This is a genomic window from Streptosporangium sp. 'caverna' (assembly GCF_003203775.1).
GTDB lineage: Bacteria > Actinomycetota > Actinomycetes > Streptosporangiales > Streptosporangiaceae > Streptosporangium > Streptosporangium subroseum.
In genome coordinates this window covers 6154655-6181321 of the sequence record NZ_CP029711.1, presented here as the reverse complement: position 1 = coordinate 6181321, position 26667 = coordinate 6154655, and the positions used below count along the sequence as shown (strand labels likewise).

Sequence of the window (26667 nt, the reverse complement as noted above, 5' to 3'; positions counted from 1 at the left end):
GCCGGGGGGCGGCTTCTTTCGTGGGGCGCCGGGGCCCGGCCGCTGAATAGAAGTGGCGGTGCCATCATAAAACGCCTTCTGTTACCCGGACGCAGGTTGCCCATTATTGTAAATGAGGGTAATTCGGATATATAGGAACGGCCTTATGGCCATATACTCAGATTTGGCTTCTTGAGGCGTATGGTTTTCGCCTTTATGTGAAGACCTCTTCCATTCTTTCCTCCGATCGGATCAGCGCCGATGGGGCGAGGTCTATGTCCAGGGACTGGTCTCCGTGCCGGGGCGTAAATCCATTCGCCGGATCTCCGACCACGTGATGGGCCGGCCCGTCGGCCGGTGTCTCCAGCAGTTCGTCAACCAGAGCCCCTGGGACTGGGGCCCCGTACGGCGGCGCCTGGCCCAGCGCCTCGTCGAGACGATCCGGCCCAGGGAGAGCATTGTCCCGGAACGCCATGATTTACGAACGGCACGCGTACGGCGCGGTCCGGCTAACGGAGTAGAGAGGGTTTGATCACGCGTGGTCGCCGTGGGGCGCGGGCCAGTCCCAGTGCGGGACCTCGCGCAGGGGGTGCAGCTGGTCGTCGGTCTCGGCGTGGGAGTTCTGCTTGGCCACCTGCGTGCCGAACTCCACGTGGGAGCGGAGCGCCTCCCGGAAGGGCGCGTCATCGGGCAGCTCGGCTTCGTCGGCCGCCGCCATGTACAGGTCGACGAACCGCTGTCGCTGCTCTTCGGTGATCTTCAGGCCGCGGTGCACCGCGATCAGCCCCAGGAACCCGCCCATCTCGTCGGTGAACGTCGTGGGGCCGCCGAAGGTCTCCGCGGTGAAGGCCGACAGGTGCTCGACGTGATGGGGGCGACCCTCGCCGAAGAGCGGCTGGAGCAGCGGGTCGGACAGGACGCTGCTGTAGAAGATCTCGTTGAACCGGCGGAGACCCTTGAGCCCACCGGCATGTTCGAAGAGTGTGGCCATGTTTACATCATTACACGCCATGTCGGGTAATGATCGGGAAACAAGAAGATCCCGGACCGCGGCGACGGCCTCTCTCGTGGGTCATCCTTTCGGCCATGATCTCCGCTCCCCGGCCCGGGTGCAAGCCGTTGTCACGTACGCGGGCGAGCAGGGCGACGGGGTGGACCTTTCTCCGGAACTCGCGCGGTGTTGCATTCATGAATGGCGCGACATAACGGATGTCCAAGATGTACCGCTAAGATCATCCGCATCTTCACTCACATCTGGGCCGCCACCGGCCGATACCGCTTCGGGCGCGTGGCCGCCGTCGTCGTCGCGCTCTACCTGGCCGCCGTGGCCGTCGTCGCCGTGTCCGGCGACCTGTCGGCGCTGTCGATGGCCGCGACGGCCACGACGTGGACCATGTTCGCGGAGGCAGGGCCCTGGCTGAGGCCCCTGCTCACCGGGATCTGCGGGTTCAACGCATGGGTGCTCTGGCAGATGCTGCGCGGTCCCGCGCTGCCGCGCGCCGAGGGGCTGCCGCGCGACGTGGTCTGGCTCCGGCGCCTGCTCTATGCGGGCGTCGCCGGTGACCTGGCGCTCTGGGAGCTCGTCGAAGAGCTGTCCGACACCGTGGAGGACGTCGCGAGCCTGGTCGTATGGGCCGCCACGATGATCCTGCTGGTGCGGGTCGTCTCCGGGGTCTCGGCCTGGTTCCGGGCGATCGCCCTCGCGCTCGGCCTGATCGGCGTGCTGTCCCCGGCGCCGCTGTTCTTCCTCGACGGCCCCGGCCTCCAGGTGACCAGCCTGCTGGGACTGGCGGGCTTCGGCTGGACGGTGATGATCCTCGTCGGGCAGCGCCGCGACGGGCGGTGGAGCGACGCCACGATCAACATCGGGAGGATCGCCCTCGTCGCCTCGCTGGCCTCCCCCCTGCTCAGCCTCGCCTTCCAGAGCGAGCGGCTGCTGCTCGACGGCCCGTGGCTCGTGGCGTACGCGCTCGGCGTGCTCACCGCGTTGTGGCTGGTGCGCACCGCGCACGAGCTCGCCGGGCCCGCCGACATGCCCGCCGCTGAAACCGCCACGCGGCCCGTCACCGGTCGCGGGCCGCGGCTGCCCGCCGTCGCCGCGCTCGTGCTGCCGCTCGTCGTGGTCGGCGCCGAGGGAGACGCCCGGTTCAGCTTCACCGGTGCGGACGAGGGCTGCCGTGATCAGATCCGCTCCTACGCCGACACCCGGCCGGAGGACCGGCAACAGGCGTTCCTCTGCCTCGCCAGGGACGGCGCCCACACGGGGACGTCGATGTTCCCGGAGGACCTGCCGGACCGGCGCATCCTGGCGTACGGCAAGGAACTGTGCGCGGTGCCCGGCGTCGAGGGGCAGCAGGCGCTGCTCGAACGGGCGGGCGGATCGGCGGACGTGGCCGAGCTCGGCGACGCCCTGGAGTTCCTGTGCCCCGGCGTCGTCGCCCGGCAGCGGGCGGACAGGGCGCGTGAACAGGCCGAGCAGGAGCGGGAGGGGGAGCGGGAGCAGGTCGCGTGGGAGGCGGAGATGAACGCCCGATGCGCCGACCCCTGGCCGAGGCTACGGGCCAGGCGGCAGGGCACGGCCGCGTACCTGCTCTTCGAAGGGGGCGGCTACACCGTCTTCGACGACCGGGACGACACCGAGGGCGCGGGCGGCGACATCTTCGAGGCCATCGACGACGGGTTCATCGACGCCGCCGGCAGCAGTGCCGCCATCACGACCTACGGCGAGAACGCGCCGATGTGCGTCACGGTCAAGGCGTTCGGCGCCGCCCCGCCTCTCCGGCTCAAGGGCTGGGAGCAGGTGGTCGAGGTGGGCGTCGTCAGCCGCAGCGGCCGCCTGGTCGTGCCGTCGTACCCCGAGGGCGGCGACAGCGGGGCGATCCGGCCGCTGCCCAACCTGGCCGTCGACGGCCCCGGCCGCTACCGGATGCGCGTCTACGCCCGCGCGTTCGAGTGGGACGAGGACGACATGGACGCGCCCGTCGAGGAGCACCTGATCGTCGTTTATCCCGGCCGTTCGGCGAAGAAGATCGTGTGGCGGTAACCGGCCGGCCGCCCCGCGTGTAGACCGTGCGCCGGCGCGAGCACATGCCCGCCGGGCGCGTGGCGATGCCCCGGCGCCGCCGTGGGCGCGCTCATCACCGATCACTGAGCAGTGCCCGCGGAGGGCCTTGGGGAACAGCGGTACGGCGGTTGGCGCGCAAGAACAATCTCGGTGCCAACCGCCGTACCACTGCTGCTCAACCCCCTAGGCCGGTGCCCGGTCGCCGCCGCGCCCGCGGGTCTTCGGCTCAACGATCCGCGAGGGCTTCACCGGCGTCGTTCACGGAGAGAGCCGGTGCAGGTCGCGGGGGAACAGCGTGACCTGGCGTACGTTCGGCACGTCGAGCAGGCGTGCCATGAACCGTTCGAGCCCGAAGGCGAAGCCGCCGTGCGGCGGCATGCCGTAGCGCATCGCGTCGAGGTATCCCGAGTATGCCGACAGGTCGCTCTCGCCGCGCGCGGTCAGTGCCCGCACGTAGTCGGCGTGCCGGTGCAACCGCTGGCCGCCGCTGACCAGCTCCAGGCCACGGAAGATCAGGTCGATCGCGCGTGAGTAGCCGGGCCGTTCCGGGTCCGGATGTGTGTAGAACGCGCGATGCGCGGTCGGGTAGCCCTCGACGAACACGAAGTCGGAGCCATGCTCGCGCAAGGCCCATTCGCCGATCCAGCGCTCATGCGCCGGCGCGAGGTCGGGCTCGGCGGTCACGTCCTGACCGGTCGCCTTGCTGATCATCTCAAGCACGTCGGCGAAGTGCACCACCACGGGTTTCTCCGTCAGCGCGGGCATGGTGACGTCGAGAAGCTCAAGCGAGGGACCGGCCGAGGCGCGGATGCCGGCCAGCATGCCCCCGACCGTCGCGTGGCACGCGGCGATGACGTCACGGTGGTCCTCGATGAAGCCCAGCTCGGCGTCGAGGGAGGTGTACGACGCGAGGTGGCGGGCGGTGTCGCTCGGCTCGGCGCGGAAGACCGGTCCGACCTCGTAGACCCGCTCGAAGACGCCGACCATCATCTGCTTGTAGAGCTGAGGGGACTGCGCCAGGTATGCCGGACGGCCGAAGTAGTCGAGCTTGAAGACGTTGGCGCCGCTCTCGGTCGCCGTGCCCACGATCTTCGGGGTGTGGATCTCGACGAACGACATCGCCTCGAGCGCCGTACGGAACCCGCCGACCGCGGCCGCGCTGATGCGGTGGGTGGCGGCGAGCTTCGGGTGGCGCAGCGCGACCGGCGCGTGGTCGAGCATCGTCGGCAGGCTCGCACGCAGGTCGGGCCGGTAGAGGTCGAACGGCGCCGGCTCGGCGGGGTCGGTCAACGCCTCGATCACCGGCGAGGTGATCTCGACGCCGCCCGGTGCGGACGGCTCGGCGGTGACCGTGCCGACGACGGTGACCGTCGTCTCTTCCGGCAGGTTCTCCAGTTGAGCGCGGGCGGCCTTTTCTGACACGACGATCTGGGTCAGGCCGGCGGCGTCGCGCAGGATCAGGAAGGCGACCGACTTCAACAGCCGGCGACGATGAATCCAGCCCGCGATGCGTACGGTCTCGCCGATATGCGCGGACAGCTGGGTGGACAGGATGCGTTGCATGATGGTGCCTCCTCTGGTTCGCAACGCGTCCCCTGAGAGGCGTGGGCGAGCGGGATCCTCGCGGTACCACCACACCTTCGCTACGCCACCGACTCGTGCGGCGTAGCCTCTGCAAACCCTTGACGTGGGCGATTCGGCGGGACTCTACTGGGCCCGAGGGCCGTTCTTCCCCGCAGCTCAGGAGGGTCTTCACACCCCGGTCGGAGTCCGCCTTCGCAGCTGCCGGCGGCTCTCTCCAACTCCGGTGGTCGAGGTGTTACTCGGCTCCGTCGTCGCTGTTGGGCGCAATCCTAACCCGGATCGCGCCCAGCTCACACTGAATTGTTTCCGTTGATTTCGCCGACGCCACCCTCGGCCCGACATCGCCTACCGGACCGTCAGCGACCTCTCACCGCTCACCCTCGCCCTGGCCGCAGAATTCTCGCCTGCGGGCTTGACCTTGACGCTGCGTCAACCCTCGATGCTGGCTGCCATGAGCATCCCGCCGACAACCAATCAGGTCCAGGGCCCTGCGATCCATGTGCGGGGCCTGGAGAAGTCGTACAAGGAACTGCGTGTGCTGCGCGGCGTGGACCTCGACGTGGCGCGGGGCGGCATCTTCGCCCTGCTCGGCTCCAACGGGGCGGGTAAGACCACGGTCGTGAAAATCCTGTCCACACTGCTCAAGGCCGACACGGGGACGGCCCGAGTCAACGGCTTCGACGTCGCCACACAGCCCGCGAACGTCCGCGAGTCCATCAGCCTCACCGGGCAGTTCGCCGCCGTCGACGACATCCTCACCGGGCGGGAGAACCTAGCGCTGGTCGCCAGGCTACGGCACCTCAAGGACCCGGGCGCGATCGCGGATGACCTGCTGAGGCGGTTCTCGCTGACCGAGGCGGCCGCGCGGAGGGTGGCGACGTATTCGGGGGGCATGCGCCGCCGCCTGGACATCGCGATGAGCCTCATCGGCAGTCCGCCGGTCATCTTCCTCGACGAGCCGACGGCCGGGCTGGACCCCCAGGCGCGCATCGAGGTGTGGCAGACCGTCAAGGAACTCGCCGGGCAGGGGACGACGGTGCTGCTCACCACGCAGTATCTGGACGAGGCCGAACATCTCGCCGACCGGATCGCGATCCTGCACGAGGGCCGGATCATCGTGAACGGCACCCTGGCCGAGCTCAAGCAGATGCTTCCGCCCGCCAAGGTCGAATACGTCGAAAAACAGCCCTCCCTCGAGGACGTCTTCCTTGCCGTCGTCGGTGCCGACGGCAAGGACGGCGAACGCCGGGCAGTGACCGCGGCGTCGGCACGGACGAGCGAGGAACAACGATGACCAAGCATTTTTTCGGCGACACGACCGTTCTGCTGGGACGGTCCCTGCGCCACATCACGCGCAGCGTGGACACCATCATCACGACCGCGATCACGCCGATCGCCATGATGCTGATGTTCGTCTACGTGTTCGGCGGTGCGATCAAAACAGGTTCGGATTCGTATGTGAACTACCTGCTGCCCGGCATTCTGCTGATCACGATTGCCTCGGGCATCGCCTACACCACATTACGGCTCTTCCTGGACATGAAAAACGGCATCTTCGAGCGCTTCCAGTCCATGCCGATCGCACGGTCGTCGGTGCTGTGGGCGCACGTGCTGACCTCGCTGATCGCCAATCTGATCTCGCTCGTGGCCGTCGTACTCGTCGCTCTCCTCATGGGCTTCCGCTCGGGGGCGGGGGTGCCGGCTTGGCTCGCGGTCGCCGGCCTCCTGATCCTGTTCACCCTGGCACTGACGTGGATCGCCGTCATCCCCGGCCTCACCGCGAAGAGCGTAGACGGTGCGAGCGCGTTCTCCTACCCGCTCATCTTCCTGCCGTTCCTCAGCTCGGCGTTCGTGCCCACCGACACCATGCCCGGCCCGCTGCGCGCCTTCGCCGAGAACCAGCCGGTGACCTCCATCGTCAACACGATCCGCGCCCTGTTCACCCAGCAGCCGGTCGGCACCGACATCTGGATCGCCCTCGCCTGGTGCGTCGGCATCCTCGTCGTCGCCTACACCTTCGCCGGCATCTCCTACCGTCGCAGGATCTCCTGAGCCGGATCGACCGGTTCTGGGCGAGTTGAGGGCAGAATCAGAGCATGCTGACGATCGGTCAACTGGCGGCGTATGCCGGCGTCACGGTGCGGGCGGTGCGGCACTATCACCAGATCGGACTCCTGCCCGAGCCGGAGCGGGATGCCTCGGGTTACCGGCGGTATGGCGCGACGGCAGTCGTGTCCCTCATCAAGATTCGCACCCTCGCCAACTCCGGCGTGCCGCTGTCTCAGATCGGTCAGATGCTCGAAGCCGACGCCTCGACCTTTGCCGAAGCGGTCCAAAGGATCGACAGCCACCTGCGCGAGGGGATCGAACGGCTTGAGATCAGCCGCAAGCAGATCGCGCAGCTCGCTGCCGGGGACAGTCTGGTGCTCCCGCCGGAGGTGGTCGTCTTTCTCGATCGGCTTCGGGAGATCGGGGTGTCAGAGCGGGTGGTGGAGGGTGAGCGGGACGGGTGGATCCTGGTTGCGGCTCGCTGGCCCGACAGCATCCGCGAGGTCATGCCCGGGAAACTCGCGGAGCTCGATGACCCGCAACGCGTCTGGCTCTATCGGGTCCTGTCGGAGCTCTCTGAAAGCGACGCGGACGACCACCCGCGTCTGGAGGAAGTCGCAGACCTCATGGCCGCCGGCCTGGCCGAGCAGGCACACACCTCCGGCGAGATCAACCCCGGCGACGTGGCGCACGACGGTCTACCGTTTGACCTTCTGGACGCACTCGCCGTCGAGTTCGATCCGCGGGCGGAGCGGCTTCTGGGCCTGCTGCGCGAGCGTGGCTGGGTCAGTTGGACCCGGCCGGAGCGGCTGGCGGAGCCGCCCGGCTGACCTCCGGGCGTCGTTTGCACCTGAACGTCGACCACTCATGTCGGCAGGAGGCCGACTCCTTCTCGCCCTGACCACAGTGATCTGGCGAAACGACCGCATCGAAGCACCCGTCCTACGGTCCCTGACCGTCTATGACCACTGAAACCGCACGTCATGCATGGCATCACTCATCTAGGCATACCAGATGGCGGCAAGCTGCCGGGTGGCCAGGCGGGCCGGGATCGCGCGCAGCAGGGTGTCACGCGCCCAGGCGGCGACCCCGGTCTGCGAGGTCAGCCGCGACTGCCGCTCCGCGGCCCGCATCAGCCGGTTGGCGCGCGGGCGGCGCTGAGCGTCGTAACCCAGCAGCCGCTCGGCCACCTCGGCGGGCCCGGCCCCCGACAGGTGGCGGGCGAGCGCGGCGGCGTCCTCGAAGGCCTGGCTGGCGCCCTGCCCGAGGTCGGGCGTCATGGCGTGCGCGGCGTCGCCGAGCAACGCGATCCTGCCGGTCGCGAACGCCGGCAGCGGCTCGGCCAGGCAGGCGATCGGGTCGACGTAGACGTCGTCGGCCGCGGTGGCCGACAGCAGCGCGGGGACGGCCGGGTGCCAGTCGGCCATCAGCGCCAGCATCTGCTCGCGTGCCTCCTTCGGCCCCGGGACGGGTTCGGGCAGCACGGAGTCGGTGAACCAGTACAGCCGGTCCGAGCCGATGGGGAACAGCCCGAACATCGCCCCGGTGCGCCGGTCGAGCAGGATGCCGGCCAGCAGTTCCTCCACGTCCAGCCCCGCGGGGTGAGGCAGGGTGCCGCGCAGGTCCATGCGGCCGATCCTGCGCAACCCGCGGTGACCGGGAAACAGCTGCCCGCGCAGCCTGCTGCCGATCCCGTCGGCCACGATCACCGCGTCCGCCTCGGTGACGCGCTCGCCGCCGCTGAACACCGCCACTCCGTCCGCGCCGGGCTCCAGTCGCTCCACCGGGGTCGCGGTCCGCACCGCCTCGGCGGGCAGCGGGGCGCGCAGGGTGCGGTGCAGCTTCGCCCGGTCGGCCACGATCATCGACCCGACCTCTCGCTGTGCCCGCACGGCATCGGTGATCAGCAGCGGCCGCCCGCGCCAGTCGCGCAGCCCGGCGCTGCGGGCGGGGGTGGACTGTCCCTCGGTGTCGTAGCCGAGCTCCTCCAGCGCCCGGAGCCCGTTGGGCATGATCACCACGCCGGTGCCCGCCTCGCGGAGCTCGGCGCTCCGCTCGTAGAGGGTCACCCGATGCCCCTGGCGGTGCAGGCCCACCGCGGCCACCACCCCGCCCAGCCCGGCACCGACCACGACGACACGCATGGCATCCCTCCATTCACTACGACCGTACTACTACGGTTATTGGTAGCATGGCAGGGTGCCGCCCACCAATCCAGCCCGCCGCCAGGCCCTGACGGATGCCGCCATCGACCTGCTGGCGGCCTCGGGGGTGCACGGGGTGACCCATCGTGCGGTGGAGAAGGAGGCGGGGCTGCCGACCGGCACGGCGTCCAACTACTTCCGCAGCCGCGAGGCGCTGCTGGTGGCCGCCGCCGAGCGGGTGGTCGAGCTCCACCTGGCCGACATGGACCGGGCGGCCGAGCACCAACCCGCGGGCGGCGTCGACCTGGTGGAGATGCTGACCGGGTCGTTGCTCGCGGCGGCGACCACCCTGCGCCACCGTTACCTTGCGATCTTCGAGCTACAACTGGAGGCGGTGCGCCGCCCTGCATTGGCCGCAGCGCTGGCGGGGCTGCAGGAGGTCGCGGTGCGTTTCACCGCCGAGTATCACGACCAGCTGGGGCTGAGGATCGCGCGCGAGAAGGTCCCCGCGCTCATCGCGCTCTACGGCAGCGCCCTGTTCGCCCTGGTCAGCGCGCCTGCCGGCAGCGTCACCCGGCCCGTCGTCGAGGACATCGTCGACACCATGGTGTACGGCTCCGCCGTACCGGACGGCTAGCGCGGCACCTTTCCGAAGCACACGTCGGCGTCGGCAGCGGCTCACCTGATTCGGATGGAGGGCAATGGCACTGCTCCATGTCAAGCAGCCGGGATCGGAGAGGCGCCGTTTTCTCCACGGTCCCCGGCGGATACCGCGAAGGGCAGACGCATCCGATGAGTGGATTGATCTACAGGGCTCAGGGCAGGGGCGGATCCGGAGACGGGCCGCATTCGCCGGCTCGGCCGGGGCCTCGTGCTCGGTCCGCCGTGTGAACACTCGACCGTCCTTTGGCGCGCTGCTGGACCCGTGAGGGCGGTTGATGGAGGACGATCATCCCTGTGCGGGACGTTGGCCCGCTGGACGGAAAGGGCGGTGCGGATGCGGCAAGCGGGAGTACTGGACGTCGGGTGCCACAGCGCTCTCCTCATCGTGGTCCGACCCTCGCGGAAGAAGGCGGGGCTGGAGACGATGGTGTCCTGCAAGGTGCGGCTGGGGCTGCACCAGATGCTCACCCCGGACGGACGGGTGAGTGAACGCGGGGTGCGCAGCGTGCAGCGGGCGGTGGCCAAGGCGATGGGCGGGGCGGACTCGCGGCAGGAGGTGTTCGCGTTCGCCACCTCCGTCATCCGGGACGCGCCCAACCGCGACGAGGTCATCACCCGGGTCGCCCAAGCCACCGGCACCCACCTGCAGGTGATGTCGGGCCAGGAGGAGGCGCGGCTGGCGTACGTCGCCGCCCGTCGCTGGGCGAACCAGACGAGTAGCCCGCTGCTGGTCCTGGACATCGGCGGCGGCACCGTGGAGATCGCCGCCGGCACCGGCGAGCAGCCTCGCATCGTGTACTCGCTGCCGCTCGGCGCCAGAAGGATCACCCGCGAATGGCTGCCCGGCGGCCCCTCCTCCAGACGGCGCCTGGAGGAGGTACGACAGCACCTGCGCCACGTCCTGAGCGAACTGCCCGACCTGCCGCAGGCCCAGCGGGGCGGGCGTGTTGTGGCCTGCTCCAAGACCTTCACGCAGCTCGCCCGGCTCGCCGCCGCCGCCGGCGGCGGCAAGCCGGCGTACGCACGCCGGCGTCTGACCCTGCCCGGGCTGCGGGCGTCGCTCGCCCTGCTGGCCGGCACCGACACGGCCGGCCGCGGTGAGCTGCCGGGCATCAGCGGCCACCGCGCCGAGCAGTCCCTCGCCGGCGCGCTGGTGGCCGAAGCCCTGATGGAAGCCTGCGGGGCCACCCGCGCGGAAATCTGCCCCTGGTCCACCCGGGAAGGACTCCTGCTGGAGCACCTGGGAATGACCCCGGGTGGAAAACCGAGAGAGAGCCGACACCGGTAAGCCGTCCCGAGTGGAGGGCCAACACGGCGGGCGCCGCCGAGCGACGAAACCGGGCCGGTCATGTCGCTCTGAGTACGACGTCCAGGTCGCTGTCGGCGAACGGCCGAGGGGCACATGGGCAAGGGATATCGGTGCCGAAGAGCAGTGCGTCGAGACTGGCGCGCCGTAGGCGACGCAGGATCCGCCGGATCAGTCGCAGGGCGGGGGCTGATGGATCCGGTGCAGTCCGAGCGGTGCGGGCGGAGGCAGGGGTGCGGTGTGGCCGACATGGAAGGACTGGAGGAGGTAGGCGACCAGGCGTCGGGATGCGGCCAGCGAGACCTGCTGTGACTCTCCGACGATGCCGTTGTTGGCCAAGAGCAGGAGGGTGATGTCGGTGTGGTCGAAGTCGTCGCGCAACTGCCCGACGTCTTTGGCACGCTGTATCAGACGGGCAATGCTCTTCTCGGCGCGGGTGCGTTCGCGGTCGTAGTCGACGGCGTCGGGAAACTGGGAGAGGAACGCGGCGGTGAAGCCCCGGTCGGTGGCCTGCATGGTGCACACCTTGTCGATGACGGAGCAGAATCCGTGCCAGGGGTCGGGGTCCTCCAGTCCTTCGTCGAGGACCGTGACGCAGAGGGCGAGCTGTTCGGCGAAGGCCTCGGTGACGAGATGGGCGCGGGTGGGAAAGCGCCGGTAGAGGGTGGCCGCGCCGACTCCGGCGCGGCGGGCGATCGTGGTGAGGGGTACGTCGATTCCCTGAGTCGTAAATGCCTCGCGGGCGGCTGCAAGGATGCGGTCGCGATTGTGCCGGGCGTCGGCGCGTAGCCCTGTAGCCGCAGCGGGGGAACGGGGCTCATCGGCGGAAGCGGGTGACCGGTCCGGCTTCCGAGAGGGCTGAGCAGGCATGTCTCTCACTTTAGCGTAAGTGGACGATGTCATCCGTTTACGGCATTAACGTGGTTGAGCGAGCAGAAACATCCTTTTTCTCTCGCTGCTTCCGAGACAGAAAAGGACGAAGCCGTGAACGATATGCGCGCAGCCCTCTATGACCGATACGGCCCCCCGGAGGTGCTGTACGAGGGCAAGGTGCCCGTGCCGGACGTCAAGCCCGGTGAGGTGCTGGTCCGCGTCCACGCGGCCAGCGTCAACGGCGGCGAGCTGGCCGGCCGGGCCGGAAAAATGCGGCTGGTGACGGGGCGCCGCTTCCCCAAGCGCACGGGGCTCGACTTCGCCGGAGAGATCGCCGAGGTCGGCCCCTCGGTGACCGGAATGCGGGAGGGAGAGCGGGTGTGGGGATTGCTGGGACGGGCGACGTTCGGCAGCGCGGCGGAGTACGTGGCGGTCCACCCTCGACAGATAGCCCCTGCCCCCGGCGACCTCACCCTGGTGCAGGCCGTCTCCCTGCTGGCGGGTGGAACGACCTCGATCACCGCCCTGCGTGACAAGGCCCGTCTCAAACCCGGCGAACGCCTCCTGGTGCGCGGCGCCAGTGGCGGTGTCGGCAGTGTCGCGGTCCAGATCGGTAAGGCCTTCGGTGCTCACGTCACCGCGCTCGCGGGCCCGAAGAACCTCGACTTCGTCCGCGGTCTGGGCGCGGACGAGGTCCTCGACTACAAGACGACCCACACGTCCGGACTGGGCACGTTCGACGTCGTCATGGACACCGTCGGCACTCAGCACCCCGCTTATCGTCGGCTGCTGGCTCCCGGCGGACGCATGGTGGCCATCACCTTCGATGTCGAAAATCTTCTCGCCGGCGTTTCATACATCCTCGGCTCGACCATCCATGGCTCCCGGCGGGTGCGTTTCTTCAGCGGTAATCCCCGGCACGAGCTGTTCGCCGAACTGACCCGGTATGCGCAGAACGGCGACATCCGTCCCGTCGTGGACACCGTCCATCCCCTCGCTCGCATTGCCGCCGCGCACCGCGCCTTGGAAGCCGGCGGCGTCCGCGGAAAGCACGTCATCCAGGTCATGTGACTCGTTGACGTCGCCCAGAATCCCGGCCGTGCCCTTACGACGAGAGCGCCGGTCCGCATCTTCGCCTGCTCGGCCGAGCGGATGGGGATGCGCCCGAAGACCTCGGCCTGGACGAGGAACGAACAGAGCGACCGGCCCCGGACGGCGTCAGGCCGTGGCCCGCAGGTATTTCTCCGCCCATTCCTCGAAGCTGGTGAGCGGGATGCCCAGGGCCTGCGCGTACTGCGGGCGAGCGGGTTGGCCGACCACGTTCGTCCGTTCGTGGCTGGCGCCCGCGGCCGGCATCCCGGCGGCGATGGCCTCCTCCAGGGTCATGTCGGGTGCGGCCAGCTCGGTTCCCAGGCTGCGAGAGAGGATCTTGGCGATGTCGGTCATCGTCAGGTAGTCGCCGGCCAGCTCCAGCTCGACACGGTCGAACCGCTCGGGCTCGGTGATCGCGGCGGCGGCGGCCTGGCCGATGTCGTCGACCGCGACGAGGGACATCCGGGTCCCAGGCTTCAGGATGCTCACCAGGCCGCCCTCGACGCCGCGGGGAAACAGGAACGCCTCAGAGGGCAGGAGGTTCTCCATGAAGAAGCATGGCTTGATGAGCGTCCAGTGCGTGAAGCCCGCTTCGCGGACCCGGTCCTGGATGCCGGCCTTGGTGGTGTAGTAGGGCTCCATCGCGGCCCAGCGGCCTTCGGCCCAGCCGGGCTCCTCGGTGTGCTGCCCGGCGCCGGAGACGGAAGTGTGCACGAACTGCGGCACCTCGGCGGCCCTCGCGCCCTCGATCAGATTGACGGCCTGGGCCAACTCGCCTTCGAAGACGCGTCCGTTCATGTCGGGCATCTGCACCGAGAAGACGGCGCGAGCTCCTTCGGCGGCCCGGGTCACGGAGTCGCGGTCGTCGAGGTCGCCGGTGACCAGCTCGGCGCCGAGCGCCTCGACGGCCTTCGCCCGGTCGGTCGCGGGATCACGGACCAGGGCTCGTACGGGGATGCCCATCGCGAGCAGGGCACGGGTGGTGGCGCCGCCTTGGCGGCCGGTGGCGCCGGTGACCAGGACGGGTGCGGAGTTTGTGGTCATGGTGTTCCTCGGGTGGTGATGCACAGCTAAATGGCGAGGCCCGCCACTTATATTCCGGTACGATACGGAGGGCCCCGCCATTTAGCAAGCTCGGAGATGACGCCATGACCGTCCAGCGCGCCGACGCCCGGCGCAACTACGCGCGGATCCTCGCCGTGGCCGAGGAGGAGGTCGCCGCGCACGGCGCCGACGCCTCCCTGGAACAGATCGCCCGCACCGCGGGAGTCGGATCGGCCACCGTGCGCCGGCACTTCCCCGGCAGACGCGCGCTGTTGGAGGCGGTGTTCAGCGAGCGGATCGAGGCCCTGTGCGCCCGCGCCGCGGAGTTGGCCGGGGCGGCCGACGCGCGGGCCGCGCTGCTGGACTGGCTGGGCGCGCTCACCACGTACGCCGCCTCCGCGCGGGGCATGGCCGACGCGCTGGTCCAGGACGGGATGGACGACCCGGAACATGTGAACGCCTGCTCGGCGAAGCTCACCGGGGCGGCCGACCCGCTGCTGCGGCACGCGGCGCGGGCCGGCGCGGTGGCGCCGGGCGTGACCACAGCCGACCTGATCACTCTGGTCACGGGCATCGTCCTGGTCACGGAACACCACCCGGACCCCGCGGCCGAGGCGCACCGGTTGCTCGGCCTGACCATGGAGGGAGTCAGCCCTCGGAGGTGAGCGGGAGGAAGGCGCGGTTCGACCCTCTGAGTTCGCACGGGGGCTCCGGGTCCCAGCGCGTTCTGCCAAGGTGAACGGCGCGAGGAAACCGAAATCAGTCATGGTCTCTGATCGCGCCGACGAGCCCGGTGAGCGACCTACGTCGAGGCCACGATCTCCAAGAGGCGCGTCGGGGAGTGTGCCGCGCTCGCTCGGCTCACGAGCCGTCGCGCAGTTCGCCCAGGCGCTCACGCGTGAAGCGGATGTCGTCGAAGGTGACGACGCACCCGTCACCGGTCGGCGACTGCGCCTCGAAGCCGATCGCGGCGGGCGTGGACGTGCCGTCGATGGCGAAGAAGCGGATCATCCGCCAGGTCTTCCCGTCGAGGGAGGCGTGGTAGGCGAAGGTGTGGTCGATCCGGGAGACCCGCAGCCACACCGTCCGGCCGTCGACGACAAAGGCGTTGGCGTCATCGGCGACGCCGCGGGCGACCACGGAGACGATCATCGGCTCGCCGTCGGGGGAGAACTCGAAGCAGAGCTTGCCCCAGTGGCGGTCGTCGATCCACAGGAGCAGCACCCCCGCGTCGTAGGTCGAGGCGAACTCCACGGTGACGCGGGCGCTGAACTGGAAGTCACCGTCCGGGGGAACGCCGAGCAGAGTCGCCGCGTTGAGCATCGACTCGGCGTTGAGCTGGGTGCCGGCCCCCGGGTCGATGAAGATGTCGCTGTGGGGGGCCGCAGAGGCCGTCACCGTGGTGGGCGTCCCGGCGATCGTCCATGCCTCCTCGGAGGACGGCGAGAGGGTGAAGGGCAGGCCCGGTACGTCCCAGGCGATGGCCATGTCGTCTCCATCTGTCGTCGGTTCGTCGCTGTGCCGGCCCGGTGCTTCCGAAGCCGTCCCAGCCGCAGAGCAGGGCGTTTTCACAGGTCACCACGGATGACGGTCAGCTGATGTGACGTTCCGTTCTGATCTGGAAAGTCAATGATCGATCCAGGGCTCATCGAATGTAAAGGCCGCGCAAGCCCGGCAGCCGGCCCGCTGGGCTGATCACGACAGGAGGTCGCGCCAGCGCTCGGCCGACTCCAGCGTGTCCAGGCTGATCCGTTCCAGGAACGCCCCGCCCCTGGCCAGCCGGCGCCCCACGGGCGTGTCGAGCCCGAGCGCCTCCGCCCCCGCCTTCGCGGCCTGCGCCGCCTCGAGTGTCTGCCGCGAGCCGGTCACCATCGAGTGGTACCAGGCGTCGTCGTCGACCACGTAGATGTCGCGACGCCGCTGCGGATCGCGCTCGCGCCTGATCAGCCCCTGCTGGATCAGATAGCTCACGGCCATGGAGACCGAGGCCGGGCTGACCTTCAGCCTGCGTGTCAGCTCGGTCGCGGTGAGCCTGCCGTCCTCGCTCAGCCACAGGCCGATGAGCACGCGCGCCATCATCTTCGGCAGCCCCATCCCGACCGCCATCTCGATGGCCCCGTCTCCCACCTCGCCCGCCTTGCCGTCCGGCGGCCCTGCCGAGGGCGGGGGAGCCGGCATGCCACGCCGCGCCCGCCGCTCCGTCGCCCGGTGTGCCCGCTCGGGCCGGTAACCGCCGGGGCCGCCGTTGCGGCCGATCTCCCGGCTGATCGTCGAGGTCGGCCGGTCGAGCCGCCTGGCGATCTCGGCGTAGGAGAGTCTTTCGGCGAGGCCGGTCGCGATGCGCTGACGATCCTGCTGGGTCAACCTTCCTCCTGGCATGACGCCATTATTGCGTTCGCCGCCATTCATTGCAACAGTTCGTTGCATTCAGGCGTAGCGTCATTGCATCAATTTTCCCGCATTTACCTGCTGTTACGTGCAGTCATTGATTGACGTTTATTTTGAATGCAACGTAGCTTTCAATATATGCCGAACACGTATTATCGTGAAGAGCCGGTCGCCCCGTCCTTCGACCGCGCACCCGCCTGCCCCTTCACCCCCGCCCCCGAGGCCGCCGCGCTGCTCACCCGATTTTTGGCGCCGCGGCTCGCCGTACCGGCGGAAGAGGCGCCGCTGCGCACCGGCCCCTCGCAGATCTACGGCGTGCGCAGCCTGCCCGTCACCCGGGACCGGGGTTGAGCACGATGCGCACCGTCGAGACCCCCGGCCCCATCCACGCCGTCCCCGCGATCTCGGTGACGGGACTGCGCAAGTCATACGGCTCGCACCGCGTCCTGGACGGCATCGACCTCACCATCCCGCAGGGCACGATCTTCTCCCTGCTCGGCCCCAACGGCGCGGGCAAGACCACCACGGTGCAGATCCTGTCCACCCTGATCAAGGCCGACGCCGGCGAGATCTGGGTGGCCGGGCACGACCTGGCCGGAGAACCCGACAAGGTGCGCGCCGCGATCGGGGTCACCGGCCAGTTCTCCGCCGTGGACCACCTGCTCACCGGAGAGGAGAACCTGCGGCTCATGGCCGACCTGCTCCACCTCGGCCGCTCCTGCGGTAGCAGGCGCACCCGTGAACTGCTGGACCGCTTCGACCTCACCGACGCCGCCCGCAAGCCGGTGGCCGCCTACTCGGGCGGCATGCGCCGCCGGCTCGACCTCGCCATGACCATGGTCGGCACACCGAAGATCATCTTTCTCGACGAGCCGACCGCCGGCCTGGACCCGCGCAGCCGCCGCACCATGTGGCAGATCGTCAGGGAACTGGTCGAGCAGGACGGCGTGACCATCTTCCTGACCACCCAGTACCTGGAGGAGGCCGACGAGCTCGCCGACCGCATCGCCCTGCTCAGCCAGGGCGAGCTGGTGGCCGAGGGCACCCCGGAGGAACTCAAGCGGCTGGTCCCCGGCGGCCACATCGTCGTGCGCTTCGCCGACGCCGACGGTTACCGCAGGGCGGTCCCGCACATCGGAGCCACCTCGCGCAACGACGCGGCGCTCACCGCCCAGATCCCCGGCTCCGGCGGCGTCAAGACGCTGAGGAACCTCCTGGAGTGGCTGGACACCCAGGCCGTCGACGTCGCCGGGCTGACGGTGCACACCCCCGACCTGGACGACGTCTTCCTCACCCTGACCAAGGAGCCCTCCCGATGAGAGCGATCACCGACTCGGCGACGATGCTGCGCCGCCAGGTCAAACACATCTGGCGCTACCCCTCGCTGATCCTCACGTTCGCCGCCGTTCCCGTGGTGTTCCTGCTGCTGTTCGTCTACGTCTTCGGCGGCACCATGGGCGCGGGCATCGGCGGCGACCGCACCGCCTACGCCGGTTACCTCACTCCGGGCATCATGATCACGACGATCGCGGGCGCCGCGCAGGGGACCGCGATCTCGGTGGCCACCGACATGGCCGAGGGCATCATCGCCCGGTTCAAGACCATGGCCATCGCCCGCGTCTCGGTGCTCACCGGGCACGTGCTCGGCGCGATGGTGCAGACGTTCATCGCGATCGCGGTGGTGACCGGAGTGGCCGTGCTGATCGGCTTCCGCCCGTCCGCCTCGGCGCCGGCCTGGCTCGGCGTGGTCGGCGTGCTGGTCATGTTCACCTTCGCCATCACCTGGCTGTCGGTCGCGCTCGCCATGGTCTCCAAGAGCGTCACCACGGCCAGCAACCTGCCGATGCCGCTGATGACGCTGCCCTTCCTCGGCAGCGGCTTCGTCCCGACCGAGTCGATGCCGACCGGACTGCGCTGGTTCGCCGAGCACCAGCCGTTCACCTCCGTCATCGAGACCCTGCGCGCGCTGCTCACCGGCCGCCCCGCCGGCTCCAGTTTCGTGGAGGCGGCCGTCTGGAGCGCGGTCATCGCCCTGGCCGGATACCTGTGGGCACGGAGGCTCTACAACCGATGACATTCACCCTTGGCCAGGACAGGGCATCAGCGCCGTCTCGCCCACCTCGGGGAGGCCGCACGATCCAGCATCGGTTGCGACGACCGGCCACCGGCCGACCACACCGCTTACCGTTCGATCCGCGCGGATCCTTCCCGACCCGAGCTTGAGCCCCCGGATCCGCTACCGCTGATTCCTGCGCGACTGCTCCTCGGTCCCGTGGACGGGCAAGTCCTGATCTTGGGCCCGCGGGGCGATCCCCGCGGGCCCGGATCAGTCGAGCAGGGCCGTTACCGTACCCGCACCGACGGTCTTGCCGCCCTCGCGGATGGCGAAGCCGAGCCCGGTCTCCAGGGCCACCGGCCTGCCGAGCTCGACGGTGACCTCGACGGTCTCGCCGGGCAGGGCGAGACCGTCACCGCGCAGGTCCATCCGGCCCGGAACGTCGGTCGTCCGCAGATAGAACTGCGGGCGGTAGCCCGTCGCGACAGCCGTACTCCGGCCGCCTTCCTCACCTGTCAGGAGGTGGACGCGGGCGGCGAACAGCCGGTGGGCGCGCTGGGTGCCGGGCGCGACCAGCACCTGACCCCGCCGTACCTGCTCGCGCCGGATCCCGCGCAGCAACAGCGCCGCGTTGTCACCGGCCTCGCCCCGCTCCATGGTCTTGCCGAAGGTCTCGACCCCGGTGACCACCGCGGTGAAGCCCTCGCCGAGCCCGACGGCCTGGACGGTGTCGCCGACCTTGACGGTGCCGCGCTCGATCGCCCCGGTGACGACCGTGCCCCGTCCGGTGACGGTCAGCGCGTTCTCCACCGGCAGCAGGAACGGAACGTCGGTGTATCGGACCGGGACCGGGACGTGGTCGTCGACCGCCTGGAGCAGCGCCCCGATGGAGGCGACCCACTCCGGGTCGCCCTCCAGCGCCCGCAGCCCGGAGACCCTGACGATGGGCACGTCCTGATAGCCGTGCTCGGCGAGCAGGTCCCTCAGCTCCAGCTCGACGAGGTCGGCCAGCTCCGGGTCGGCCCCGTCGGCCTTGTTGAGCGCGACCACGACGTGCTCGACGCCCACCCGCTGCGCGAGCAGCACGTGCTCGCGGGTCTGCGGCATGATCCCGTCCAGCGCGGACACCACCAGGATCGCCCCGTCGAGCTGCGCCGCCCCCGTGATCATGTTCTTCACGTAGTCGGCGTGGCCGGGCATGTCCACGTGCGCGTAGTGGCGCGTGGCCGTCTCGTACTCGACGTGGGAGATGTTGATGGTGATGCCCCGTGTCGCCTCCTCGGGTGCCCGGTCGATCCGGTCGAACGGCACGTACTTCGCGCCGCCCCGCTCGCTGAGCACCTTGGTGATCGCCGCGGTGAGCGTGGTCTTGCCGTGGTCGACGTGTCCCATCGTGCCGATGTTGAGGTGCGGCTTGTTGCGCACATAGGCCTGCTTGGCCATGATCTCTGTTCCTTCGACGCTCGCCTGTGGCGGTGACCCGGACTCGGCCGACCCCTCCCCGCCGGGTCACCCAGGACTCACGGGAAAGGGTCAGCGCTCCGCGCCGTCAAGCCGCTGCACGGCGGGCATCGAGGCACGCCTCGGCGCGCCCGCGGTGGCGGGCGTCGCGAGAGTGGCGTGCCGGAACATGCGTTCATGGTCCGGTACGGCGTGGCGCGACCGCAACCGGATTTCCGACGATCGGGAGGTCGACGGAGGTAACACCCACCCGCTCCAGACTGCGACGCCACCGCTTTGAGCCGATTCCGGTCCGCGACCAGTGAGCCGATCGAGCCGTCGGATCGAGGGTCACCGGCGACCGGGGCGGGCCTGAGCGCGGTAGCGGTCAAGGACGTCCTGGCGAAGAAGGTGGCCGAAGCCCGCGGCGTTGATGCGCAGGCCGAGTTGGGGCTCGGTCACGCCGAGTGCGGCGGCGGTGTCGGCGAGGTTCCAGTCGGCGGCGGCGAGCTGGGTCAGCAGATGGCCGCGGCGAACCTGGTTCTCCGACAGACGGAACGTTTTGAGGTACGCGAGCCGGCCGGTGCCGTCGGTGATGAGCTCGCCGATGTGGTTCTCGCGCTGCCGTTCGAAGGGCGGCAGGAAGCGGGACAGGCGGTAGTCGCCCATGTCGTAGACGCGCTGATAGGTGTAGCCGGTGCCCAGCAGCCCGCCCGCCATGACCTGGTCGTGGAAGGCCGCCCACTCCTGTTGCTGCTGACGGGCCCGGGCGCGCAGATCGGCGAGCGACCGTACCGTCGCGTCCGCGATGCGGGCGTGGAAATCGGCTACCGGCATGCTGAGCATCGCGTAGTGGTAGATCAGCTCGCCGTACAGGTCATGGATGAGGGTGGAGTGCAGGGCACGGTAGTCATCGGGGTGCGGTACCACGAACGCGGCGGCGAGCGCGTCCGCGGCGTAGACCAGGACGCCGCACTGGCCGGGGTGGATCTCGAAGACGCGAAGGGCGTCCTGCAGGCCTCTGACCGCCGCGCCGGTGTACGCCTCCTCGACGCGGGGGGAGAGCCCGCGGTTGATCGCGCGGCGTGACCATTCCTCCCACGCGATCTCCGGTCCGCCGAAGTGCAGTGCCAGGTACCCCTCGAGCGCCAGGTGCAGGGGCAGGAAACGCAGCCGGTTCTTGTCGGCACGGCGAGCCATACGGCGGTGGAACCGCAGCGGCATCCGGCTGGGCGTGCGGTCACGCTCCGCCGGTCCCCGCAGCTGGGTTCCGTACGCCGCGGCGGGGGTGGCGTCACTCGTCCAGTTCGCCACGAACCCGTGAGGGATGTAGGAGGAGTACACGGTCCGCGAGTCCACCTTCACAACGCCGAACTCCGCGTCGTAGAGCCGGACGTCGAGCCGCAGGTCCTCGATCGGCTGCTCGCGGATCAGCGGGACGAGCCGTACGCCGCCCCATGCCTGCGCGGGGCGGGTGAGCAGCCCGGTGAGGGCGAGATCCGTCATGCGTCGTCCTCCCGCAGGAACTCCTCGATGCGGCGTGCCAGGTGGGCATGTAGTTCGAAGAGCCCGGTGCGCCCCTCCGCGAACCGAGCCAGTTCCACCAGGGCGACCAGGCTCTCGGCGTCGCGGATCCCGGCGGTCGGGACGGTGGGCGCCAGCCGCCGTACGTCGAAGTCGGCGGCGTCGTACACCGGGTTGAGGTGCACGATGGCGCAGGTGTGGTGGGGGTCGAGCCGGGTGCGCCAGATCCGCAGCACCTCTCCCGCGAGCCCCGGCGGTGAGTTGTCCCATCCGTCGGAGACGATGAGAAGGCGCTCGGGCCGGAGGTCGAGGCCGTCGAGGATGCGTTCGCCGAGCGGTGTCGCCCCGTACGGCCGGGCGAGCAGTGCGTCCGAGCGGCCGGAAAGCCACAGCGGTGTGTACTCGGAGGCCAGCGCCTCCAGAAGGAAATGGCAGGCGAGCGCGACGGCGAGCGGACGGCGGCGCTTGTGCCCCGAGCCGTACGAGGAGAAGCTGTCGTCGAGGACGGCGACCACCGCGCCCCAGCGCCCGGCCTGGTCACCCGCGCTGCGCCGAGCGGCCGTGCGCAGCGCCGCCGTCAGCTCGGCGCGGCGGTGCACGCGATCGTCCGGTGAGAGAGCGAGTACGTATGACGCCAACCGGGTCAGCGGCATCGTGGCCAGGTCTGCCCGCACCGCGTCAGCCCCCAGAGTGCGCGCCGACTCCTGCAGGCGCAGGCGCTCCAGCCGGGTGAGCCGGGGCGCGATGCGCTCCAGGAACGCGGCGCGTGCGATGTGGTGCTTCGCCGCGAACCCCTCCGCCACCGTGTAGGGCAGCCTGTACAGCGCGGCCTGCTCGTAGTGGGCCCGCCGCCAGGTCTCCAGGATCGGGGTGGTGTAGGCGGCCGGTCGGTGCGGGGTGAACAGGAACGGCCCCAGCTCTCCACCCGGCCTCAGGTGGGCATGGCGGACGGCGTCCTTGACGGCGGCGCGGTATTTCACCGCGTCGAACGCGAGGTCGGGACGGGCGGCCAGCCAGTCCCGCATGATCGCTCTTGTACGCCGGTTGTTGACCTTGGCGCGGCGCAGTTCGCGGAACAGCCCGTACACCCGGGGCGGTGGCAGCAGGGCCAGCCGCCGGGCGATCAGGCGCCCCTCGGCGCGACGCTGGTCCGGGTCCGCCTCCGCGCTCGTGGCCAGCAGGTTCCGGGCGATCAGTACGGCGTTGTGGTCGTTGACGTCCAGGGCGAGGGTGGCCGCGTACAGGTCGCGGTAGTTGCCCAGCAGGTAGCGATGCAGGAAGTCCAGCGAGAGGCCCTGCTCGCCCGCACCGGAGTGGAACTCACGCTGGCCCGTGGAGGTGATCGCCGCGTTCACGAACAGCAGGACGTCGTCGGCGGCTATCAGATCCGCCATGGTCTCGAGGTGAGCCTTGATCTCCGTCTCCGGGTTGATCTGGGAGCCGACCGGGGAATGGGGGCACGAACTGCGAATCATCGCTTCACAGGCGGGTTCCGGAAGTCGCACCGGAGTCCCGCGGTCGGCTCCGGAAGAGTAGCACCGGCATATCATCTTTTTCTGCCTTATTTCCCGCCACCTGCGGCGGTCCGGCCTCGGCGGTGCGCGAACGCGGCACGCCGGCCGGAAACGTCAGGGGCCGCCACCGGTTCACCTCGAGGACCGGGAGTTCCGGACGTCAGGGAGCGCCGCGAACCCGGCTTTCAGCTCGCGATACAGGACTTTGCCCGTGGCGGTCCTGGGCATCTCCTCCTCGCGGATGATCGAAAGCGATCGCGGCCGTTTGTATCCGGCGATGCGGTCCTTGCACCAGGCCAGCAGCTCGTCGGGCGAGGACGACGCCGCGTCGCGCAGGATGACGACGGCGTGCACGCGCTCGCCCCATTTGGGGTCGGGGACGCCGATGACGGCCACGTCCTTCACCTTCGGATTGGAGCGGAGCAGGGCCTCCACCTCGGAGGGGTAGATGTTCTCGCCCCCGGAGATGATCATGTTGCTCTTGCGGTCGACGAGATGGATGTATCCGTCCGCGTCGCGACGGGCCATGTCGCCGACCGTGCAGTATTCGCCCCTGAACGCCTCCGCCGTCTTCTCCGGCAGCCGCCAGTAGCCGTCGAACGTGTGGGGATTGCACGAGTACAACTCGCCGACGTCGCCGTCGGCGACCTCGTCGCCATCCGGGTCGAGCAGCCTGATGGGTGCCGAGCCGACGTATTCGCGGCCGACCGAGCCGAGCTTGGTGAACTGCTCGTCGGGATGGAGCATCGTCACGAAGCCCGCCTCCGTCGACCCGTAGAGCTCGAACAGACCGGAGTTCCTGAAAAACTCCATGGTCTCCAGCTTCGTCTCGCGGGATGCGGGCGCCGAGGAGATCATCAACTTGCTGACCCGGTCGACGTTGTGTTTCTCACGGACGGACGCGGGGAGGTCGAGCATCATGACGTAGTGCGTCGGCACGAGTGACGTGAAGGTCGCCCCGTCCTCGGCGAGCGTCCGCACCAGGTGCTCGGGATCGAGGCTGTTCCTGCTGTAGATCGAGCAGGCGGCCCCGCGGCAGGTGAAGGCGCTGAAGAAGTAGAGCGAGTTCGCGTGGAACATCGGCATCACCAGCAGCGCGCTGTCGTCCCTGCGGAGGCTCAGCTCGATGTCCGTCGTGAAGGACAGCAGGGCGATGCCCCTGTGGCTGCGGATGGCGCCCTTGGGTTTCCCCGTCGTGCCGGAGGTGTACATCAGCGTCCACGGATCCTCGGGACGCACCGGGACGCGCGGCTCGCCGTCCCGGGCCGCGGCGAGAAGGTCCTCATAACCCCGGTAGCCCGGCGGGCAGACGCTCCGGCCGAAATGGATGTAGTTGCGCGGCGCGATCGGGAGCTCGGACCGGATCTCCTCGACCGAGCCCACGAGGTCGTCCTGAACGATGAGGGCGGCGGCCTCGCAGTTCTCGACGATGTAGCGGATCTCCGGCCCGAGAAGACGGAAATTGACGGGAACGGCCACCAGGCCCGCCTTCGCGGTCGCGGCGTAGATCTCCGCCCACTCCAGGCAGTTGAAGGCGAGGACGGCCACCCGGTCGCCTTTTCGCAGGCCGAGCCCGAGAAGCGCATTGGCGAGCCGGCAGGAGCGCGCGTTCCACTGGAAGAACGTCAGAGTTCTTTCCAGGTCGCGAATGCCGACCTTTTTCGGAAAGAACCTGGCGTTCGCCGTGAGAACTTCGCCGATATTGAGGAGATCACCCATGCGACCCTCCCGCGTTCGGATTCTCTCTGGTGTGCTCCGCCGGCGGGCAAAAACATCGTATCGCCGGACCCGTTCCGCCTTGCCGCGCTTTTACCTCCCGAAGCCAGAACGGAACGCGAGGCCGGCAACGGGACGCTGGAGGAGATCGCCGCCCGGACCGGCAGAAAGCGATGTCGTAATGCAGACGGGAAAGCGATATCCGGTTGTCAAAAGGATCGGCCGTCATTGGCGGTCCATATAATGACTGAGCGTCTTCCGTAAATTATGATCTTGGCCCTCCAATGTATCATGGAAGCCTGATCGGCCGCAGATGACCGGCGACGGAGTTGATCGGGTGGAGGCTGATATCAATGGCATTAACCGGTTCTGATCTGGTCGCACGCGCATTGCAGAAACAGGGCGTCGACACTTTCTTCTACATTATGGGTGCGCCAATGTTGTCGGTCGAGTCCGCCGCCCTGGCGCTCGGCCTGCGGGGCATCGACGTACGGCACGAGCAGGCCGCGGCGATGGCCGCCCACGCCTACGCGAGGCTGCTCAACCGCCCCGGCGTCTGCATGGCGGCCTCGGGGCCCGGAACGACCAACCTGATCACCGGGGTCGCGCACGCCTTCGCCGACTGCACACCCGTGGTGGCGCTGGGCGGGTCCTCACCGGAGTCGCAGAGCCACAGGGGAACGTTTCAGGAAATCGACCAGCTGGCGATGCTCGCGCCCTGCACCAAGTGGTCTGATCGGGTTCACCGTCCCGAGCGAATCCCCGAGCTTCTCGACCGTGCGATCCGCGAGGCGATGAGCGGGAAGCCCGGACCCGTCTATCTCGACCTGCCGGCCGACGTGCTGTTCGCGGAGGTCGACGAGGAGAGGGTCGAATGGCCCGCACCCTGGGACCCGGCCGGGCGACCGCGCCCGGCCGCCGCTCCCGCCGAGGTCCGGGCGCTCACCGACCTGCTCGCGGAGGCGGAGAGACCCGTCGTCGTGTCCGGCATGGGCGTCCTGTGGTCCGAGGCGGAGGCCGAGCTTCAGACGTTCGTCGAGGCCGCCGGAATCCCGTTCTACACGACGCCGCAGGGCCGGGGTGCGATCCCGGAAGATCACGAACTCTGCTATCCGGCGGTTCGCTCCACGGCCTTCCGCGAAGCGGACCTGATCCTCATCGTCGGGACGCGCATGAACTACATCATCGGTCATGCCTCCCCGCCCCGGTTCGGCGCCGACGCGAAGATCGCCCGTATCGACATCAGCGCCGAGGAGATCGCGACCAGCCCCCGCCGGCTGGACGTGGGTGTGGTCGCCGACGCGAGGACCGCCCTGACGCAGCTGACGGGCGCCATCCGCAGCCGCGTCACCCGGAAGAACTTCGCCGCCTGGCGCGACCGGTTGGCGGAGCAGAACGGATCCAAGCTCGCCGAACACGAAAGAACGCTCGCCGACGACGCCGTGCCGATCCATCCGCTCCGGCTCTGCCGCGAGCTGCGTGATTTCATGGACCGCGAGGTCATTCTCTGCGTCGACGGCCAGGAAATCCTCAATTATGGCAGGCAGGTCATTCCAACCTACGTGCCACGACATCGACTGAATTCAGGAACATTCGGCACGATGGGCGTGGGCCTGCCGCTCGGCCTGGGGGCGAAGGTGGCCTGCCCGGACAGGCCGGTCATCGTGCTCCACGGGGATGGATCGTTCGGTATGAACGCGATGGAGTTCGACACCGCGGTCCGGTGCGAACTGCCGATCCTTGTCGTCATCAGTCTCAACGGCGGCTGGACGGGAGACCCCGAGAAAGAGCGGCCGGGGCGCGAGCTCGGCTACACCCGCTTCGACAAGATGGCGGAGGCACTCGGCGGATACGGCGAATACGTCGAGAAGCCGGATGACATCCGACCGGCCCTGGAGCGCGCCATGGCCGAGGTCGACTCGGGCCGGCCGGCGCTCGTCAACGTCGTCACCGACTGGCGCGCCCGAGCCACAACAGCCGCATTCACTGAATACGTGACATAGCCTCGATCCTTTGTGGTCTTCGTATGGCCGGTTGGCGCTGTGACCACGGCGATCCGCCCCCGGCCGATCGCGGAGCCGAACTTCTCATCCCGATAAGGGCGAGACAGGGCGGGCGGGTCGCTTGTAAAGTCGGCGTCATGACCTGGCGACATTGATCCACAACCAGAGGTCGAGGCGGGACACGCTGCCGCGGACCCCCCGGAGATGCCGAGCATCCCGAGTCCGCAC

23 protein-coding genes and 1 pseudogene are annotated in these 26667 nt (G+C 69.2%); 13 read left to right on the top strand and 11 right to left on the bottom strand.

From position 1 onward, the window contains the following. Positions 1–214 precede the first annotated feature (214 nt). Positions 215–511 (top strand): annotated as a pseudogene (locus DKM19_RS53090) (transposase); the annotation flags it as partial. Here the strand turns inward: DKM19_RS53090 and DKM19_RS27135 are convergent. After that, positions 512–970, bottom strand: coding sequence for a group II truncated hemoglobin (locus DKM19_RS27135; protein WP_110699343.1), 459 nt, complete (start codon positions 968–970; stop codon positions 512–514). Between the two features lie 297 nt (positions 971–1267). Here DKM19_RS27135 and DKM19_RS27130 point away from each other — a divergent pair, with 297 nt between their 5' ends. Then, positions 1268–3022, top strand: a complete 1755-nt coding sequence (locus tag DKM19_RS27130) for a hypothetical protein (RefSeq protein ID WP_110699341.1) — start codon at positions 1268–1270, stop codon at positions 3020–3022. A 279-nt stretch (positions 3023–3301) separates the two neighbouring features. Here the strand turns inward: DKM19_RS27130 and aspS are convergent, their stop codons facing one another. Beyond that, on the bottom strand, positions 3302–4606 hold the full coding sequence (gene aspS, locus DKM19_RS27125) for an aspartate--tRNA(Asn) ligase (RefSeq protein WP_110699339.1): 1305 nt from the start codon (positions 4604–4606) through the stop codon (positions 3302–3304). 472 nt (positions 4607–5078) lie between these two features. Between aspS and DKM19_RS27120 the strand changes: the two genes are divergently transcribed. From DKM19_RS27120 to DKM19_RS27110, 3 genes are read left to right on the top strand one after another with little or no spacing between them, the layout of a single operon-like run. Then, complete coding sequence (locus DKM19_RS27120; protein ID WP_204358257.1) at positions 5079–5921, top strand: ABC transporter ATP-binding protein; 843 nt, start codon at positions 5079–5081, stop codon at positions 5919–5921. Next, a complete protein-coding gene (locus DKM19_RS27115; protein ID WP_110699335.1) occupies positions 5918–6679 on the top strand; it encodes an ABC transporter permease in 762 nt (253 codons plus the stop codon). The genes DKM19_RS27120 and DKM19_RS27115 overlap by 4 nt, the downstream gene beginning before the upstream one ends. 44 nt (positions 6680–6723) lie before the next feature. Continuing rightward, the gene (locus DKM19_RS27110) at positions 6724–7506 is read left to right on the top strand and encodes a MerR family transcriptional regulator (RefSeq protein ID WP_110699334.1); all 783 of its coding nucleotides are present in this window, start codon (positions 6724–6726) and stop codon (positions 7504–7506) included. Positions 7507–7677: 171 nt separating this feature from the next. Here DKM19_RS27110 and DKM19_RS27105 read toward each other — a convergent pair whose 3' ends face one another. Beyond that, positions 7678–8820, bottom strand: a complete 1143-nt coding sequence (locus DKM19_RS27105) for an FAD-dependent monooxygenase (RefSeq protein ID WP_110699331.1) — start codon at positions 8818–8820, stop codon at positions 7678–7680. A 55-nt stretch (positions 8821–8875) separates the two neighbouring features. Here DKM19_RS27105 and DKM19_RS27100 point away from each other — a divergent pair, with 55 nt between their 5' ends. Together DKM19_RS27100 and DKM19_RS27095 are read left to right on the top strand one after the other, a co-directional pair. Beyond that, positions 8876–9457, top strand: coding sequence for a TetR/AcrR family transcriptional regulator (locus DKM19_RS27100; RefSeq protein WP_110699329.1), 582 nt, complete (start codon positions 8876–8878; stop codon positions 9455–9457). A gap of 360 nt (positions 9458–9817) precedes the next feature. Next, positions 9818–10771 carry a hypothetical protein gene (locus DKM19_RS27095; RefSeq protein WP_110699327.1) on the top strand — a complete coding sequence of 318 codons (954 nt, stop codon included), beginning with the start codon at positions 9818–9820 and terminating at the stop codon, positions 10769–10771. Positions 10772–10960: 189 nt separating this feature from the next. On the opposite strand, the gene DKM19_RS27090 is transcribed toward DKM19_RS27095, so the two are convergent. Continuing rightward, positions 10961–11659, bottom strand: coding sequence for a TetR/AcrR family transcriptional regulator (locus tag DKM19_RS27090; RefSeq protein ID WP_110699325.1), 699 nt, complete (start codon positions 11657–11659; stop codon positions 10961–10963). A 123-nt stretch (positions 11660–11782) separates the two neighbouring features. On the opposite strand from DKM19_RS27090, the gene DKM19_RS27085 reads away from it, so the two are divergent. After that, complete coding sequence (locus DKM19_RS27085; RefSeq protein WP_110699323.1) at positions 11783–12733, top strand: NAD(P)-dependent alcohol dehydrogenase; 951 nt, start codon at positions 11783–11785, stop codon at positions 12731–12733. Positions 12734–12880: 147 nt separating this feature from the next. Here the strand turns inward: DKM19_RS27085 and DKM19_RS27080 are convergent, their stop codons facing one another. Further along, complete coding sequence (locus tag DKM19_RS27080) at positions 12881–13798, bottom strand: NmrA/HSCARG family protein (RefSeq protein ID WP_110699321.1); 918 nt, start codon at positions 13796–13798, stop codon at positions 12881–12883. Between the two features lie 104 nt (positions 13799–13902). On the opposite strand from DKM19_RS27080, the gene DKM19_RS27075 reads away from it, so the two are divergent. Continuing rightward, positions 13903–14463 carry a TetR/AcrR family transcriptional regulator gene (locus tag DKM19_RS27075; RefSeq protein WP_110699320.1) on the top strand — a complete coding sequence of 187 codons (561 nt, stop codon included), beginning with the start codon at positions 13903–13905 and terminating at the stop codon, positions 14461–14463. Positions 14464–14659: 196 nt separating this feature from the next. On the opposite strand, the gene DKM19_RS27070 is transcribed toward DKM19_RS27075, so the two are convergent. Both DKM19_RS27070 and DKM19_RS27065 read right to left on the bottom strand, forming a co-directional pair. Beyond that, positions 14660–15286: a DUF1349 domain-containing protein gene (locus tag DKM19_RS27070; protein WP_110699318.1), complete on the bottom strand. Its 627-nt coding sequence runs from the start codon at positions 15284–15286 to the stop codon at positions 14660–14662. Between the two features lie 207 nt (positions 15287–15493). Beyond that, on the bottom strand, positions 15494–16162 hold the full coding sequence (locus DKM19_RS27065; RefSeq protein ID WP_239513612.1) for a helix-turn-helix domain-containing protein: 669 nt from the start codon (positions 16160–16162) through the stop codon (positions 15494–15496). Between the two features lie 162 nt (positions 16163–16324). On the opposite strand from DKM19_RS27065, the gene DKM19_RS27060 reads away from it, so the two are divergent. Genes DKM19_RS27060 through DKM19_RS27050 form a run of 3 tightly spaced genes read left to right on the top strand, consistent with a single transcriptional unit; the run spans position 16325 to position 18260 of the window. Then, positions 16325–16537 carry a hypothetical protein gene (locus DKM19_RS27060; protein WP_110699314.1) on the top strand — a complete coding sequence of 71 codons (213 nt, stop codon included), beginning with the start codon at positions 16325–16327 and terminating at the stop codon, positions 16535–16537. Between the two features lie 5 nt (positions 16538–16542). Next, a complete protein-coding gene (locus tag DKM19_RS27055; RefSeq protein ID WP_110699312.1) occupies positions 16543–17505 on the top strand; it encodes an ATP-binding cassette domain-containing protein in 963 nt (320 codons plus the stop codon). Then, on the top strand, positions 17502–18260 hold the full coding sequence (locus DKM19_RS27050; RefSeq protein ID WP_110699310.1) for an ABC transporter permease: 759 nt from the start codon (positions 17502–17504) through the stop codon (positions 18258–18260). Before DKM19_RS27055 ends, DKM19_RS27050 begins: the two co-directional genes overlap by 4 nt. Positions 18261–18512: 252 nt before the next feature. On the opposite strand, the gene tuf is transcribed toward DKM19_RS27050, so the two are convergent. The 4 genes from tuf to DKM19_RS27030 all read right to left on the bottom strand — a co-directional run bounded on the left by tuf (position 18513) and on the right by DKM19_RS27030 (position 24439). After that, positions 18513–19685 carry an elongation factor Tu gene (gene tuf, locus DKM19_RS27045; RefSeq protein WP_110699308.1) on the bottom strand — a complete coding sequence of 391 codons (1173 nt, stop codon included), beginning with the start codon at positions 19683–19685 and terminating at the stop codon, positions 18513–18515. A gap of 348 nt (positions 19686–20033) precedes the next feature. Next, the gene (locus DKM19_RS27040) at positions 20034–21188 is read right to left on the bottom strand and encodes a hypothetical protein (RefSeq protein ID WP_110699306.1); all 1155 of its coding nucleotides are present in this window, start codon (positions 21186–21188) and stop codon (positions 20034–20036) included. Then, a complete protein-coding gene (locus tag DKM19_RS27035; RefSeq protein ID WP_239513611.1) occupies positions 21185–22681 on the bottom strand; it encodes a hypothetical protein in 1497 nt (498 codons plus the stop codon). Before DKM19_RS27035 ends, DKM19_RS27040 begins: the two co-directional genes overlap by 4 nt. Positions 22682–22852: 171 nt before the next feature. Continuing rightward, complete coding sequence (locus DKM19_RS27030) at positions 22853–24439, bottom strand: class I adenylate-forming enzyme family protein (RefSeq protein ID WP_110699304.1); 1587 nt, start codon at positions 24437–24439, stop codon at positions 22853–22855. Positions 24440–24765: 326 nt separating this feature from the next. Between DKM19_RS27030 and DKM19_RS27025 the strand changes: the two genes are divergently transcribed. Continuing rightward, positions 24766–26439, top strand: coding sequence for a thiamine pyrophosphate-binding protein (locus tag DKM19_RS27025; protein WP_162641799.1), 1674 nt, complete (start codon positions 24766–24768; stop codon positions 26437–26439). The last annotated feature ends 228 nt before the right edge of the window (positions 26440–26667 follow it).